This is a genomic window from Corynebacterium sp. KPL2734 (genome assembly GCF_040225595.1).
GTDB lineage: Bacteria > Actinomycetota > Actinomycetes > Mycobacteriales > Mycobacteriaceae > Corynebacterium > Corynebacterium rhinophilum.
The window spans coordinates 153,470-169,272 of record NZ_JBEHFO010000003.1 but is presented as its reverse complement, the minus strand read 5'-3'; the positions used below and the strand labels follow the sequence as shown (position 1 = coordinate 169,272).

Sequence of the window (15,803 nt, the reverse complement as noted above, 5' to 3'; positions counted from 1 at the left end):
AGCTATCCATTGTGCTACTGACTGTGCACAGAGACAAAGGAAGGGGCGAAATTATTCTTGGGGTTCCTCGTCCCGTGGCTCTCCGATGGCCGGAATTCCGCCGCCGGGTACCTGTTCATCGAGGCGGGCTCGCTCGGCGGCATCCGGAAAGGCCTTCGGGCCCGAGGGCTTTGGCTGGTAGCTTTTCCCGCGAGCGGCGAGGTCATCGTACCAATCCGCCAGCAGCTCATTCTGCCGGGCAAACATTTCCTTTTCTTCCGCTGCGGTGGCGTGATCGTAGCCCAGCAAGTGCAGGCAGCCGTGCACCGTCAATAGCGCGAGCTCGTGTCCGAGCGAATGCCCGGCGGCATCGGCCTGGCGGAGGGCAAACTCGGGGCACAATACGATATCGCCAAGCATGTCAGGTCCCGGATCGGCGGCATCGGGGCGCCCGCCACCAGAAGTGGCGCCGGGGGTGAGCTCATCCATGGGAAAACTCATCACATCGGTAGGGCCTTCCAAGTCCATCCAACGGATGTGCAGATCCTCGATGGATTTCAGGTCCACGCAGGTAATGGTGCATTCCGCATCGGGGTTGATATCCATGGCGCCGAAGGTATAGGAGGCGACATCGATCAGCATCTCCTCGTTGACGCCATCAAAACCCGACTCATTGAGAAATTCGATACTCACTTATTCCCCCTCGTTTTCCGCGGCGTTTTTATTATCAAAGGAATCATAGGCATCCACGATGCGGCCCACCAGCTGGTGGCGCACCACGTCTTGGGCGCTGAGATCCGCAAAGTGGATATCGTCCACGTTATTGAGGATCCGCCGCACGATGCGCAGGCCGGAAACCTGACCGCGCGGGAGATCCACCTGAGAGATATCGCCGGTGACCACGATGGTGGAACCAAAGCCCAGGCGGGTCAAAAACATCTTCATTTGCGCCGGCGTGGTGTTTTGCGCCTCATCAAGGATGACAAATGCATCATTGAGCGTGCGCCCGCGCATATACGCCAGCGGGGCGACCTCGATGATGCCGGCATCCATAAGCTTGGGGATCATCTCTGGATCGAGCATGTCTCGCAGCGCGTCATAAAGCGGGCGTAGATACGGGTCAATCTTGTCATTGAGCGTACCCGGCAAAAAGCCCAGGTTTTCGCCCGCCTCAACCGCCGGACGGGTAAGAATAATGCGCGAGACCTGCTTATTTTGCAGGGCCTGCACGGCCTTCGCCACCGCCAGATAGGTCTTTCCTGAACCGGCCGGGCCAATGCCAAAGACCACCGTATTATTGTCGATGGCCTGCACATATTCGGATTGCCCCACCGTCTTGGGACGGATCGACTTGCCGCGGCGCTTGACGATGTCCGCCGCCATCGCCGCCGCTACCGACTGCGGCGCCTCCACGGCCACCATGTCCATGGTGTGCTTGACCGTATCGGTGGATACGGCATGGCCGCGCCTGGCGATGGCCTCGAGCTCGTCGAGGATCTTCGCCGCACGGGCTACCTCGTAATCGGGGCCGGTAACGGTGACAATATTGCCGCGGGCAAAAAGGTCCGCATCGAGGCGGTCATTGAGCACGCGGAGGTTATCGTCCGCGCTGCCCAATACGCTGCTGACATACGCGGAATCGATCTCACATTTCTTGGTGATGATAGGCACGTCTAATAGGCTACCAGCGCTCAGTCCGCATGCCGATAGCCGCCAAAGCCACCATCGCCGCACTGGCGGTGCGCAAAACCTCTGGGCCCAATTTAATGGGCACGGCCCCGGCCTCGCGCAGTGTTGTCAGCTCTTCTTCCCCTATGCCGCCCTCGGGGCCGACCAAGAGGAAGACTTCGCCGCGCAGGTCCACCTCGCGGATGGATTCGGTGGCTTCCTCGTGCAGGACTAGCACGCTCGCGGATTCTGCGCGCTCTGCCAGTTCCGCAACCAGTTGGCGGGTGGTCAGCGGACCGCGAACCTGCGGGATGCGGTCTCGCCGGGATTGCTTTGCGGCTGCTTCAGCGGCGGCCTGCCATTTGGCGACGGCCTTCGGAGCCTTCTTCCCATCCCACTTAGCCACGCAGCGATCCGCCTGCCAGGCGATGATCTCATCCGCCCCAGCTTGGGTAGCCAGGTCAACGGCCAGCTCAGCGCGCTCGGATTTGGGGATCGCCTGCACCACGGTTACCCGCGGATTCGGTTCCGGAAGCTGGGTAACGGACTCGACGGTGCCGGTCAAGTGGTCCTTGCCCGAGGTCTCGGTGACGGAGAGGGTGAGGCGGATGCCGGTGCCATCGATAAGCGCCAGCTTCTCCCCCTGCTGCATCCGCTTGACCGTCACGGCGTGGCGCGCCTCGGGCCCGGACAGCGTGATGGCGTCTCCGGCCTGGGTGGCGGAGAGATCCGGGTGGATGAAGACGGGCAGCGACATTAGCGGCGGAACTTATCGCGCAGGCGGGTAAAGAAGGAGTCTTCCTGCCCGTCGCTGGCGGTGCGCACACGGGCGCCCTCATCGCGGGTATTGCGGATCTTTTCCAGCGCCTCGCGGCTCTTGCGGTCCAAGTCCTTGGGAACGACCACGTCCACGTGGGCAAACAGGCTGCCGTAACCATCGGTGCGCAGGCGCGGCATGCCCGCGCCCTCGACCTTGATGGACTCGCCCGGCTGGGTGCCCGGCTCGATATCGATGGTGAGCTCTTCGCCATTGAGCTGATCGATGGTGAAGTTGGTGCCCAGCGCAGCATCGATCATCGGCACGTGCACGGTGACGTTCAAGTCATCCGCATTGCGCTGGAAGACCTCGTGTTCTTGGGTGTGTACCTCCACGTAAAGGTCACCCGCGGGTCCACCACCGTGGCCGACCTCGCCCTGGGAGGCCATGCGGATGCGCATGCCATCGTTGATGCCGGCCGGGATAGAGACCGTAAGATCGCGACGCTTTTTCACGCGGCCATCGCCGGCGCACTGGTTGCAGGGATCCTCAATGATTTCGCCAAAGCCCTGGCACTTCGGGCACGGGCGGCTGGTCATCACGTTGCCCAAGAAGCTGCGCTGCATCTCCTGGATTTCACCCATGCCATTGCAGTTATCGCAGGTAACGGGCTTAGACTTAGAATTCGAGCCCGTACCGCCACAGGAATCACACAGCACCGCGGTATCAACGGTAACCTTCTTCTTTAGGCCGGTATAGGCCTCTTCCAGGCTAATGCGGGTGCGCAGGAGGGCGTCGTTGCCAGGCTGCACGCGCGACTTAGGTCCCCGGGATCCGCCGCCGGCGCCACCGCCGAAGAACTCGGCGAAGATATCGCCTAAGCCTCCGCCGCCGAAGCCGCTAAATCCGCCGGCACCGGCGCCGCCACCGCCGCCTTGCTCCATGGGATCGCCGCCCATATCGACGATCTGGCGCTTTTGCGGATCCAGCAAAACTTCTTGGGCTACCGAGGCCTCACGAAATTTCTCCGCTGCTGCCTCATCATCCGGGTTCACATCCGGGTGATACTTGCGGGCCAGCTTGCGGTACGCCTTCTTAATTTCCTGGTCCGTTGCGTCCTTATCAACACCGAGGATGCCGTAATAGTCACGAGCCACTGTTAGAGATATTCCTTCTCGATCGTCTTGTTGGTATTACCTTGAAAAAATTTATGTAGCGACCGGCTAGTCTACCCGCACTACTCGCCGGCCAAAATTTCGCTTACGTATTGTGCAACAGCAGAGACCTTAGAGATTGTTCCCGAATAGTCCATAAACGTCGGGCCCACCACGCCGAGGCCGCCCAGCGTCGCCACCTGTCCCCCGGTTCCAAAGCCATAGCCGGCGGCCACGACGGAGGCATCACGCAGTTGATCCTCTTCGTTTTCGTCTCCAATCACCACGGAAACATTGCCCAGATCCGGCACCCGCGCCAACAATTTCAGCACGACGACCTGTTCTTCTAAAGCCTCGATAATTTTGGGCAGGCCTTCTGGGAATTCGCGGGCGACGCGGGTGAGGTTGGAGGTCCCCGCCATAATCAGGCGATCAGAAGGCTGTTCCACCAAGGTTTCAATGAGCGTGGTCGCCACCTTGAGCACGTGGTGGCGGATATCTAGAGGGGCGTCATCGACGAGGTGGGCGAGCTCCACGGAGGCATCAGTAAGCGTCTTGCCCACTAGCGCATTATTGACGATGTCCCGCAGGCGATACGTCTGGTCTTGGTCAATGACCTCATCCAGTTCCACGTTGCGTTGATCCACGCGGCCATTATCCGTAATCAGCACGAGCAGCACCCGCACCGGAGATAGCGTGACCACCTCGCAGTGCTTAACGCGCGAGACCTTCAAATTAGGCAGCTGCACCACGGCCGCCTGCTCGGTGACCTGGGCCAACAGCTGCACGGAGCGGCGCAGGACATCTTCGAGGTCTACCCCGCCTTCCAAGAAGTTCAGCATCGCTTTGCGCTCAGGGGTAGAAAGCGGCTTAACCTCGTGGAGAGAATCAACGAACTGCCGGTAGCCCTGCTGCGTGGGAACGCGCCCTGAGCTGGCATGCTGCTGCGAAATCAGACCCTGAGATTCCAGCACAGCCATGTCATTGCGGATGGTCGCGGAAGAAACGCCCAGCCGGTAGCGCTCTACCAGCGTTTTGGAACCGACGGGTTCTTGGGAAGCAATGTAATCCGCAACGATGGCCCGCAGGACCTCCTTGCGGCGGGCATCAGTTGAGGTGGACACTTCTCAACGCTCCTATTCTCTGCGGGTTAGTTTAAGTCGATGTACCGGCGTCTCTCTATAAATACAGCGTAAATCCAGTGCCAATCTTAAAAGTCTAACAAGAATAAGCCCGAATAAGGGGTTTTGGTGGTCCAGAGGGGAATATAAGAGGTTTTGGTGGTTCAGGGGAAAATATAAGAACTTTCTGACGGCGGCTAGGACTCTTCGGCGATGAGGAGGTCGGAGACGATGCCATCGGCAAGCAAGCGCCCGCGCTTGGTCACGCGCACGCGCTGGCCGGCGCGCTCGAGCAGGCCGCGGTCGATGAAGCCCTCCAACGCAGGGGCTGCGTGGGCATCGAGCCAGGATTCTGGGATGCCCTCGCGCAGGCGCAGGCCGAGCATCACCTTTTCCATGTGGCGATCGGCCCCCGTCAAGGTTTCACTGTCTTTGATGGGCAGCTCACCGTTTCCTATCGTTTGGATATAGCGGTTGGGGTGCTTGACGTTGTAAAAGCGCTCGTCGCCTAGGTGGGAGTGGGCACCGGGACCTGCGCCCCACCAGTTGCCGTCCACCCAATAAATGCGGTTGTGCTCGCATTCTCCGCCGGGCAGCGACCAATTGGAGACCTCGTACCACTCGAATCCGGCGTTTTCCAGAGTGGAGGAAATCATTTCGTAGCGCCGGGCCAGCACGTCTTCATCCGGAGCGGGCAACAGTCCCTTATTCACCTTGCGGGCCATACGGGTGCCGTCTTCTACGATGAGCGAGTACGCGCTGACGTGGTCGACGCCGGTCTCGAGCACGCGGTCCAAGGTCTCACGGACGTTATCGTCGGTTTCAGTCGGCGTGCCATAGATCATGTCGAGGTTGACGTGCTGGAAGCCTGCCTCCCGGGCCTCGCGCGCGGCGTCGAAGGCGCGCCCGGGGGTGTGGGCTCGCTCAAGCACCTGGAGCACGTTGTGCGAGGCGGACTGCATGCCGAGGCTGATGCGGTTAAAGCCGGCATCGGCAAGCGCGGCAAAGTACTCCGGCGAGGTGGACTCCGGGTTGGACTCGGTGGTGACCTCGGCGCCTGGGCTAAGCCCAAAGGTAGAGCGCACCGTATCCAGGATGCGGCTCAGGCCCTGCCCGCCCAGGAGCGAGGGCGTGCCGCCACCGATGAAGACGGTATCCGCGGTGCGCCCCACGCGGCCAGCCGCCATCTCCAGCTCCTTGTCTAGGGCGTCGAGGTACGGTCCGGTGAGATCGCGCGGGCTGCCCAACTCGCCGGGGGTATAGGTATTGAAATCGCAATAGCCGCAGCGGGTGGCGCAAAAGGGAACGTGGATATACAGCCCGAATGGTTCAGTCATGAATCAAACCCTAATAGGCGGGGAACAAAATGGCCGAAATAGGTGTTAAACATGTAGTATATTGCCAACTTCCCGCGTATAGAAAGGTACCTTCAGTGGAGCCTCCCAGTCGATGTCCCCGCCACCTTATAGGCGGTGGGGAGTAACTCATGTTATCGGCTATTTTGATGATCCTGGCTGGCTTTGTCGTCATCGGAATCATCATCGTCGCGAACGCTTATTTCGTGGCGCAAGAGTTTTCATTCATGTCTGTGGACCGCACCCAATTGCGGTCCATGGCCGCTGAAGGTGATAAATCCGCCCAGCGCGCGCTCGACATCACCAAGCGCACCTCTTTCATGCTTTCCGGTGCGCAGCTCGGCATTACCATTACCGGCCTGCTCATTGGTTATGTGGCAGAGCCCCTAGTGGGCCAGGGCCTTGGCGTGCTGCTCGGCGGCGTAGGCATTCCCACCGGCGTATCCGTGGCTATCGGCACCATCGCGGCGCTGTTTATTTCCACCATCGCCACGATGCTTTTCGCGGAGCTTTTCCCTAAGAACTACACCATCGCCGCGCCCATGAAAACGGCGCTGCGCTTGGCCGCGTCCACGCAGTGGTATCTGCGCATTTTCGGCTGGCTCATCCGCTTTTTCGAGTACTCTTCCAACGCGATTTTGAAGCTATTTCGCATCGAGCCGGTAGAAGACGTCGATTCTTCCGCAACAGCCGATGACCTCGAATCCATCGTCGATTCCTCGCACGAAACCGGCGTTTTGGATGAGGATACTTATATGGTCTTGGACCGTTTGCTCGACTTTCCAGAGCACGACGTCGAGCACGCCATGATCCCCCGCTCCCGCGTGGACGTGATCGACCCAGGCACCACCTTGGGTGAGGTGCGCGAATTGATGTCTGAAAACCACACGCGCTACCCCGTCATCGATGATGAGCACAATCCCATCGGCGTGGTGCATCTTTTCGATGTCTTGGGCTCCGATCTCCCCGCCGCCACTAGCGCTACTGCCATCATGCGCGAGCCCTTGGTAGTTCCGGAGCTTATGCCGCTTCCCGATGTCGTCGATGAACTGCGCGGCGAGGAACAAAAGCTGGCCTGCGTCATCGATGAGTACGGCGGATTTGTCGGCATCGTCACCATGGAGGACTTGGCCGAAGAGATCTTGGGCGATGTCACCGATGAGCACGATATCGAGGAAACCGAAGAAATCACCGAGCAGGACGAATCCCACTGGCTGGTGGATGGCGATACGCCGCTGGATGAAATCGAGCGCGCCATTGGCCACGATCTTCCGGAGGGCGATTTTGAAACCATCGCCGGCCTGCTCATCGCGCATGCCGGCGCCCTGCCAGAGGTAGGCGAGGTCCACACCATCGACCTAGAGGCCGAGCCGGACGACTGGGTGGATCAGGACGAAGCACCGACTCGCTCCATTCGCATGCGCGTGGATGACGTAGACCGCCACGTGCCATCCTCCCTGGCCATCGAACTTATTGAGGAATACGTTCATGACAGCGAAGAAGAAGAGGAGGAGGCATAATGACCGATACGTGGTGGTTCAACCTCATCGTCACGCTGCTCATTATTGCGGCTTCCGGCTTCTTCGTGGTCATCGAGTTTTCCCTCATGGGCTCGCGCCGCAACCGGCTTGAAGAAAACGCGGAATCCTCGCGCACCGCCCGCGCCGGCCTGCGCTCGCTCAATGAGCTGACCATCATGCTGGCGGGCGCGCAATTGGGCATTACCGCCGCCACCTTTGTGCTCGGTGCCGTGACCAAGCCCTGGGTTCATCACCTTTTGATGACCCCGCTGGAGGCCCTTGGCCTGCCGCTGGGCATTGCCGATGTCGCAAGCTTCATCCTCGCCCTGTTCATCGTCACCTTCCTGCACTTGGTGCTGGGTGAAATGGCGCCCAAGTCCTGGGCCATCGCGCACCCAGAATCCGCCCTGCAGGTCATTGCCATCCCCGCCCGCGGATTCGTGTGGGTCTTCCGCCCGCTGTTGAAGTGGATTAACACGATGGCCAATAAATTGGTAGCCATGACGGGTGAGGAACCGGTCGATCGCGCCGGTGCCGCCGGCTACGACGCCGAGACTCTGCGCACCTTGGTCGAGCACTCCCGCGAGACCGGCGCGCTCGACGATAATTCCGCCAATCAGATTTCCGATGTCATCGAGCTGGAGAACTCCACGGTAGGCGCCATGGCGCGCGCCCACGGCTCCGAGGTAGTGCCGCTGCCTTCCGATGCCACGGTGGAACAGCTCCAAGAGCTCGTCCTGCGCAAAAACATTATGCGCGTGCTCGTCTTCCCCAAGGATTCCCGCGTGCCCCGCGTGGTGCACGTGCGCGATACCCTCTTGGCCGATCCCGATACCCCAGTCCTCGAGTTTTCCCGCGACCCGATTTCCGTCTCTTCTGCCACCACCGTGCAAAAGACGCTCGATCACATGCGCTCCCGCAATGAGCAGCTCGTTGTCGTGGGCAAGGCGGATAAAGACAAGGCCGTGTGGATCCTTACCTGGGATGACATCATGGGCCAGCTATGGCCGCAGATTACCGAGCAGCTGGACAAGGTCACTCCTCCCCCTGCGGTATAGCGTCCTCACCGAAACCAACCAGTCCCGTTGGTTTCGGTGCCTAATAGTTTTATAAACAAAATTCAAAAGATAAACAAGCGTACACAAGCGCGGTGTTTTACACTTGGGCTATGACCCACCGGAAGAATCCGTTTACCGCCACGCTTGGAGCCACGCCTCCCTACCTAGCTGGCCGTAAAGACTCCATTGAGGAGTTCGCTTATGCCTTGGACGATGGCCCCGGATCCCATGAACGTATTTCTCTCGTCGTGGGTCCACGCGGTATCGGCAAGACGGTGTTGCTCAATGCTTTCGAAGACACCGCGTCAGATCGCGGTTGGCGCATCCTTAATGACACGGCATCTGCCGGTTTTGCAGAGCGGCTCCGAGCTGAAATTATTAATACCCTTCAACTCAACCGCACAGCGCTAAAAGGTTTCAACCTGCACCTTTTTCAATTAGGCATCGGGATGGAATGGGATCCAAGGACATTATCCGCGGAATCTTATCCCTTAAGAAGGGCTTTGAAAGACCTTCTCCATGCGCAGCGCGAACTCGACCGGATTTCCCACGGCGAGCCCACCGGGGTGCTCATTACGTTGGATGAAATGCACCACCAGCGCAGTGATGAGGTCATCGATTTTGGCGCTACCATCCAGCACCTCGTGCGAGAAGGGGAAAATATTGCTGTAGTCATGGCAGGGATCCCTTCCTCGATTAAACCGCTTTTAGCCAGCCAGGATGACTCTAATCCTGTCACTTTTCTCCGCCGTGCGAACCGTATTGAATTGGACCGAGTGGCGGATACGGACGTCCGGAAGGCACTCAAGGCTCCCGTAGAAGAAACAGAGGTTAATTGGGACAAGGACGCGCTGAATTCTGCCGTATCCGCTTGCCAGGGATACCCCTTTATGATTCAGCTCGTCGGCCTATGGGCTTTCCGCCACCGAACAGACAATACGATTTCGGTGGAAGCTGCGCAGGAAGGCATTTCCAAAGCACGACGAAAGCTAGGGCAGCTAGTCCATGAGCCCGCCCTAGCGGAGCTTTCCCCCATCGATCGGACATTCCTGCTCCATATGGCGCAAGACAATGGCCCCTCATCCATGAGTGATATCACGGCCCGCCTAGGAAAAAGCTCGCAATATGCATCCAATTACCGCCGCCGCTTGCTTGACTCGGAATTAATCGAGATACCAGCCAGTGGCCAAGTAGACTTTGCCCTGCCCTACCTTCGAGATTATTTGCGCGAGCATGCCGCTAGCTTGGTAATCGATTCGTACTAATCGAGCTCAGTCGCGCAACCCACCCATAGCGCGGGTGTGGATAACTTAAGCTCGTGGCGCCACTCGAGCACCACGGTTCACACTTAGTGAAGATTCAACGAGAACTCCACAGCCTCGCGCGCATTCGGGTAGCAGGCATCGTGCGCCTCATATGTGCTCGGGGTCATGAGCAAAGCACTAACTAATATTCCTTCCATCCGGCACAACCATCCCACCTTCGGCCGCGACCTCGATAACGGCACCTACCTCAAGCTCGCACCCCGCATCGCGGTACACCGCGACCATTACCACGGTTTGAGCCTATCCTCCCAGCTGCGCCTGCGCGCCATCGCCGCCGCCCGCAGCGCTTATACCGCGGTGCTCATCTCTAAGTCCGCCGCCCGCGTCCACGGGCTATGGGTGCTTGCCTCCGCGGAAGAAAAGGTGGAAATGGCCCTTCCCCATAACTCTTTGCCAAATAAGGACCGGCGCCATCCAGAACGCTTTTACCGCAAAACGAAATTACCCGAACCGATGCTGGTGCATGGCGCCCGCACCGTTTCGCCAGCCCGGGCCGTGATCGATATCGCCCGATTCCACGGTTTTCGCGAAGGCCTCATTGCCGCCGACTCTGCCTTGCGGGCAGGGATAACGAAGAAGAAACTCAGGCAGGAGTTCGCGCGGATGGGCAGGGTGCGCAATAGCGCGGTCGTCCGGGACGTGATCCACCACAGCTGCGCCACCTCCCCGTCTCCTTTTGCCTCCTATGCCCGGGCCCTGCTCATCCAGGCGGATTTTCCGTGGCCCATGTTTTTCGAGGTCCAGTACACCGCCCTTCCCGGCATCACCGCGGAGCTATGCATCAATAAGACCTACATCATCGACTTCACCGATCCGGATGATGACCATACGGCCGGGGCCTCTTCCACAGCCGTTGGGCGACCAGACGACGCCGCGGCCACCACGATGCCAACGAAGCCGCGGGACCAAACCAGCCAATCCCGCGAAAAGCGCCTGCACGATGCGGGTTTTACCGTCATACGGATTTCCCCGCGCCAGTTAGTACAGCACCCGGGACGCTTCATCTCTGAGGTCACGGCCACTATCTCTGCGCGCCAGAACGCGGTACGCGCCCAGCGGTCCCGACGCTGAGCTTTCACAGGCGGCGAAGCTGTCGGCAAAATCGCGGGGTGGTCATATACAAATGCGACGGCCACCGAGAGAGGGAATCTCGGTGGCCGCTAAAATCCCCTTGCTTTAAGCAAGGAAGTCTAATAAATCTATGCAGTTGTGGCCCTGCGGGCTGCCTCGCGCTTGGCGCGGACCTTTTCCACGACCGCGGCAATGCGGGCGCGTTCTTCCAGAAATTGCGGCGGGTTATGCCCGCGCATGGAGCGCACGTACGCCGGGTGTGTATCGAGCACGGTATGCTTCCATGCCTGCACAGCGATGAGCGCGGATTCCCCTGTGCACTTATAAAGGTGCGGCAGGGACACCATGTCGAGGTTGCGGGCGACGGCATCAGTTTGCGCCAGCACGTATTCCACGACCTCGCGGAGGTAATCTGCTACCGCCTGCGTGCGCTGGCGCAGCGCTTCTGCCAGTTCGTGCACGACGATAGGCTTGGCAATGGGATAGCGCTCATCCAATAGGCGCGGGGTGAGCTGCTCCGGCTCCTCCGCATCATTCGCGCCGGAGGGAGCGGCAGAAATGGTTCCCGAACGCACGCCGGACACTAGCGCTTGGCGAAGCCCAATTAGCTCACCCACGCAGCGCCCCGAGTCCACGCGGGCATCGTCGACGATATCGCCGAGTTCTGCCAGGCAATCCATGGACAGTTCCTCATCCCAATCCTCGATTGCTTCAATAAGGTGCTCGAGGTATTCCGCGACTTCGTCGCCGATATTATAAATCTCCTGGGTGAGCTCGCGGTGACGCAGCTCGGCGGCGATCTTCTGCATAGGCTTCGAGCCACTCCTTCCGCGGTTTTCTTTTTCTAACCTCTAGTAGAGGTTGAGGTTTTCGGCGACGACTCATGACTCTATGCCAGATCGCCCACCGCGAGAGCGCGACACTCCGAAGCGTTTCACAGGTTTATGGCAGGTTCGCGCTTGCGTCCTTTTTGACCTGCAAGAAGGAAAACACCCGAGGAATAAAATCCCCGGGTGTACCCGTTTGGGCTCTTTCTAGCGCTTGTAAATGTGCTCAATAGCGCTGGCGTAGCGTTGGGCCACCACGTTGCGCTTAACCTTCATCGTTGGGGTGAGCTCATTTTCATCCTCAGTAAGGTCGCTTTCTAGGATGTAGAACTTCTTGATGCCCTCCGCGTGGGAGACCGTGGAGTTCACCTTGTTGACGGCGTCTTGCACCTCGGCGCGCAGGGTGGCATCGGTAGCGATATCGCTCATGGAGCGGTTTTCTGGGATATTGTGGTCCAATTTCCACCGCTTGAGAATATCCGGGTCCAAGGTGATTAGTGCTCCCACGAACGGCTTGCCATCGCCTACGACCATGGCCTGCGAAATCAGGGGGTGGCCGCGCAGAATATCCTCCATCGGGCCAGGCGATACATTCTTGCCGCCCGCGGTGACAATCAAGTCCTTCTTGCGGCCGGTGATGGTGAGCTTGCCATCATCGTCGATTTCCCCCAAGTCACCGGTGTTGTACCAGCCATCCTCGAAGGCTTCCTCCGTGGCCTCGGGGTTATTCCAATACCCTTGGAAGACCATGCCACCCTTGATACAGACTTCGCCGTCATCGTTAATACGCATGGTCACCCCGCCCAGCGGCGGTCCGACGGTACCAATGGATTGGTCCAAGTAGTCCACGGCCGCGGCCGCAGCGGTCTCGGTCAAGCCATAGCCTTCATAAACGGGAACTCCGATGCCGCGGAACCAGTGCAATAAATCGTGGCCCATCGCGGAGCCACCGGTAATGCAGTACCGAACATTGCCGCCCACGCCCTGGCGGATGGTGGAATAGACCAGCTTGTCAAAGAGCTTGTGCTTAATTTTCAGCAGGCGGTCTGGGCCTTCCGGCGTATCGAGCGCCTTGGAGTACTCGATGGCAATCTTTTCGGACTGCTCAAAAAGGAAGCTCTTGATGCCAGAATCCGCTGCCTTAGAGGCCGCAGAGTTGCGGACCTTTTCAAATACGCGCGGCACGCCCAAAATCACGTTGGGGCGAGAGCGGGCAAACTCGATGGAAATGGTGGAAAAATCGGACCAGTGATTCTGCGAAGCACCGCGAATAGCCACGGCAATCGATACGGCACGGGAAAAAACGTGGGCCAAGGGCAAAAATGTCAGGGTATGGCTACCCGGCACGGCGAATACGCCGATGGGATTGGTGGTCAGAGCCCTAGCTTCCGAGAGCCAATTCCGGTGCGTCAGGATGCAACCCTTCGGCCGACCGGTGGTGCCGGAGGTATAAACCAAGGAGGCAAGATCATCGGTATTGGTGGCGGCAATGCGAGCAGACACCTCGTCGGTGCCAACGCTGCGGCCTTCAAATTTCAAGGTATCGATGGCGGAGGAGTTAATCTCCAATACGCGCCGCAGCTGCGATGGCGAGCCCTTCAGGTTTGGTTCCCCGTCGTCTTGTAGGACTAGGTTTTCTACCAATTCGGAGTGCTCGCGGGTTTCGGTAATTGCAAGTACCGCCCCGGAATCCTCGATAATCCAACGCACCTGGGAGGCAGAGGAGGAAGGATAGACCGGAACCGATGCCGCGCCGGCTGCCCAAATGGCGTAGTCCAGCAGGGACCATTCGTAGCGGGTAGCAGAAATGAGGGCAATGCGATCGCCCTGCTTCACGCCTAGCGCGATTAAGCCTTGAGCTACTTCAAAGACCTCATCGATAAATTCTTTACCGGTGACATTGACCCACTCATAATTAGCTGGGCGGGTAAACATGACGCCGTGCGGGCGCTTCTCCGCGGTATCCATCAGGGCGGTGAGGCAGGTTTCCCCCGGCTCAATGGTAAATTCCGCCGGAGTGTGCACTTGTTGCAGGGTCACGCGATGTCCTTTCGCACAGCTAATAATAATCTGTGCCTACTGTACCAACCGGATGGCGAATCAACGCGTTTCACCCACGATCGAAGTGGTAATTATTCAGGGCTTATAGCACCAGAGAAGTCCATTTATTGGAGTAATCCACCAATTTGCCCTAGGGCCACAGGCTGCCGATTAGCGCAACGATGAGAACCAACGCAATCATGGACCACAGCGTGAGCGAGACCCGGGATTTAGGCAGAGAGCGTTTGCGGCGAACGGGCTGTGAGGTGCCGACAACCGGCGTAGTTGCGGCGCGCTCATCTTTTTTGCGCTCTGGGTCCCACAGGCCTTCGCGGGGATCTACCGGCTGGATCCTATCCGAGCTGGCGCCGGGTACGTCGCCGCTCGCTGCGTTATCGCCCGCGCCCTCCGAATGTTGATCAGCCATGGTCTTTTACTGTAGTGCCGCGATTGCGAAACTGGGAAATTAGGGCGGCGCTGCGGTCTACGGCCCACATCAGGCACCAGGCCAGCCCAATCATGATGGGAACCACGATGATTACCACGATGATCATCTGTACCCACACGGGCGCCTGCACCAAGAACTGCGAAAATGCGCTGCTCACGTCAGTCAACCACTCCATGAGTTCTTATAGTACTGCCCCACGGTAATCTGGCAGGTATGTCGAGCGCACAGATACCCGTCACCATTGCCACCCCATCTGGACGTATCACCGGCTTTAGCCGCGATGGCCTCTCCTATTTTCATTCGCTGCGCTTTTGCGAAATACCTAGCCGCTTTGCCCCAGCGCGGCCGCTGGAAGAACCCCTCGACCAGGATGCACGCACACCGCAACCGGATGAGGTAGCACTCAGCATCACCGCCCCCGACAACGCTGCGGATTGCCCCGTGGTGGTCTATATCCACGGGGGAAGCTTTGAAGGCGGCTCGCATGAGGACGAGCGGGTGCCAGGCACGGTGACGGCCCGCAAGGGCATCATCCAAGTCCGGGTGGGCTACCGCGTGGGCCTGGCCGGTTTTGCTCGCTTTGCTGACGATGAAGCGGACCGCTACCGCGGCATCGATGACTGCGTGCTGGCTTTGGAGTGGTTACAGGCCAATATCGAATCCTTTGGCGGGGATAAAACGAATATCACCCTGGTAGGCCAGTCCGCCGGTGCGGCGATTAGCCTGTGGCTTGCCCGGCGCGATCACTACCGCGGTGCTTTTCGGCGCGTCCTCGCCCTATCGCCTGCCTACCCCCGCGATACCTTTGAGCACCGCGTGGCGGGATTGCACAGGTGCCTGTCGGTACCCATCGAGCCCAATGCCCTGGAATCGCTGTCGCCCGAGGCACTAGAAAAGGGCTATAAAAAGTTTCGCAAGAAGCACCGCTATGACTTGGCCCTCGGCCCGGCACCAATGCAGGCATCTGAATTGGCGGATATCCCCATCGTGGTGAGCTCCACCCGGGATGAGTTTTACGATCTTCCAGCCGGCAAGCGCATCGATAATATGGCCCTGGGCAAGTTTATTTGTAACTACCTTTCCCAGCGCTTCGGCTTCCCACACGGGCGCTACACGCAATGGCGCCAGCTCGCGCAGTACGTGGAACCGGACCGCCTCATGGGCCGGATGATAGGCGATTCCCTCGTTCGCCGCTGGACGGCGCATGTAGCCTCCGGCGCTCCGGGGCCTACCTGGATGATGGAGTTTACGAGGAAGCTTAAGCCGGCGCTGCACTGCGATGAGCTCTACCCGCTCTTCGGCACCGACTGCGAGCTAAATGAGTGGCTCTGCCACTTCGCCACCACAGGGGAGGCGGGTTTCCCCCGCTATGGCAGCGACCACCGCGTGCTCGAATTTGATTTGGATACCGGGGACCGGCGCATTGCCTATGCCACCCTGGATTACGTGGCCGCGGCGTTTTATGAGGAAGACTAACTGC

15 protein-coding genes are annotated in these 15,803 nt (G+C 59.2%); 5 read left to right on the top strand and 10 right to left on the bottom strand.

Annotation, left to right across the window (positions count from 1 at the left end; translation table 11 throughout):
* Positions 1–51: 51 nt before the first annotated feature.
* The 6 genes from ybeY to hemW form a co-directional block, all read right to left on the bottom strand.
* Positions 52–672 (bottom strand): rRNA maturation RNase YbeY, encoded by a 621-nt coding sequence (gene ybeY / locus ABRP88_RS03425; RefSeq protein ID WP_349836174.1) that lies wholly within the window; start codon positions 670–672, stop codon positions 52–54.
* Complete coding sequence (locus ABRP88_RS03420) at positions 673–1,650, bottom strand: PhoH family protein (RefSeq protein WP_005278096.1); 978 nt, start codon at positions 1,648–1,650, stop codon at positions 673–675.
* A gap of 10 nt (positions 1,651–1,660) precedes the next feature.
* The gene (locus ABRP88_RS03415) at positions 1,661–2,404 is read right to left on the bottom strand and encodes a 16S rRNA (uracil(1498)-N(3))-methyltransferase (protein ID WP_349836173.1); all 744 of its coding nucleotides are present in this window, start codon (positions 2,402–2,404) and stop codon (positions 1,661–1,663) included.
* Positions 2,404–3,561, bottom strand: coding sequence for a molecular chaperone DnaJ (gene dnaJ, locus ABRP88_RS03410; protein WP_284770269.1), 1,158 nt, complete (start codon positions 3,559–3,561; stop codon positions 2,404–2,406). The genes ABRP88_RS03415 and dnaJ overlap by 1 nt, the downstream gene beginning before the upstream one ends.
* A gap of 80 nt (positions 3,562–3,641) precedes the next feature.
* Positions 3,642–4,682, bottom strand: a complete 1,041-nt coding sequence (hrcA, locus tag ABRP88_RS03405; RefSeq protein ID WP_284770268.1) for a heat-inducible transcriptional repressor HrcA — start codon at positions 4,680–4,682, stop codon at positions 3,642–3,644.
* 194 nt (positions 4,683–4,876) lie between these two features.
* The gene (gene hemW, locus ABRP88_RS03400; protein WP_349836172.1) at positions 4,877–6,016 is read right to left on the bottom strand and encodes a radical SAM family heme chaperone HemW; all 1,140 of its coding nucleotides are present in this window, start codon (positions 6,014–6,016) and stop codon (positions 4,877–4,879) included.
* A 149-nt stretch (positions 6,017–6,165) separates the two neighbouring features.
* Here hemW and ABRP88_RS03395 point away from each other — a divergent pair, with 149 nt between their 5' ends.
* The 4 genes from ABRP88_RS03395 (at position 6,166) to ABRP88_RS03380 (ending at position 11,008) form a co-directional block, all read left to right on the top strand.
* Positions 6,166–7,554: a hemolysin family protein gene (locus ABRP88_RS03395; protein ID WP_284819277.1), complete on the top strand. Its 1,389-nt coding sequence runs from the start codon at positions 6,166–6,168 to the stop codon at positions 7,552–7,554.
* Positions 7,554–8,612, top strand: a complete 1,059-nt coding sequence (locus ABRP88_RS03390) for a CNNM domain-containing protein (protein ID WP_349836171.1) — start codon at positions 7,554–7,556, stop codon at positions 8,610–8,612. Before ABRP88_RS03395 ends, ABRP88_RS03390 begins: the two co-directional genes overlap by 1 nt.
* 110 nt (positions 8,613–8,722) lie before the next feature.
* Positions 8,723–9,877 (top strand): DUF8462 domain-containing protein, encoded by a 1,155-nt coding sequence (locus tag ABRP88_RS03385; protein ID WP_349836169.1) that lies wholly within the window; start codon positions 8,723–8,725, stop codon positions 9,875–9,877.
* A gap of 165 nt (positions 9,878–10,042) precedes the next feature.
* A complete protein-coding gene (locus ABRP88_RS03380; RefSeq protein WP_349836167.1) occupies positions 10,043–11,008 on the top strand; it encodes a hypothetical protein in 966 nt (321 codons plus the stop codon).
* A gap of 128 nt (positions 11,009–11,136) precedes the next feature.
* On the opposite strand, the gene ABRP88_RS03375 is transcribed toward ABRP88_RS03380, so the two are convergent.
* The 4 genes from ABRP88_RS03375 to ABRP88_RS03360 all read right to left on the bottom strand — a co-directional run bounded on the left by ABRP88_RS03375 (position 11,137) and on the right by ABRP88_RS03360 (position 14,480).
* Positions 11,137–11,817: a hypothetical protein gene (locus ABRP88_RS03375; RefSeq protein WP_005284226.1), complete on the bottom strand. Its 681-nt coding sequence runs from the start codon at positions 11,815–11,817 to the stop codon at positions 11,137–11,139.
* 225 nt (positions 11,818–12,042) lie between these two features.
* Positions 12,043–13,875 (bottom strand): AMP-dependent synthetase/ligase, encoded by a 1,833-nt coding sequence (locus ABRP88_RS03370; protein WP_284796400.1) that lies wholly within the window; start codon positions 13,873–13,875, stop codon positions 12,043–12,045.
* 151 nt (positions 13,876–14,026) lie between these two features.
* Positions 14,027–14,302, bottom strand: coding sequence for a hypothetical protein (locus ABRP88_RS03365; protein ID WP_284796401.1), 276 nt, complete (start codon positions 14,300–14,302; stop codon positions 14,027–14,029).
* Positions 14,295–14,480 (bottom strand): hypothetical protein, encoded by a 186-nt coding sequence (locus ABRP88_RS03360; protein WP_284853564.1) that lies wholly within the window; start codon positions 14,478–14,480, stop codon positions 14,295–14,297. Before ABRP88_RS03360 ends, ABRP88_RS03365 begins: the two co-directional genes overlap by 8 nt.
* A gap of 56 nt (positions 14,481–14,536) precedes the next feature.
* Here ABRP88_RS03360 and ABRP88_RS03355 point away from each other — a divergent pair, with 56 nt between their 5' ends.
* Entirely contained in the window at positions 14,537–15,799 is a 1,263-nt protein-coding gene (locus tag ABRP88_RS03355) for a carboxylesterase family protein (RefSeq protein WP_349836164.1), read from the top strand.
* Positions 15,800–15,803 lie beyond the last annotated feature (4 nt).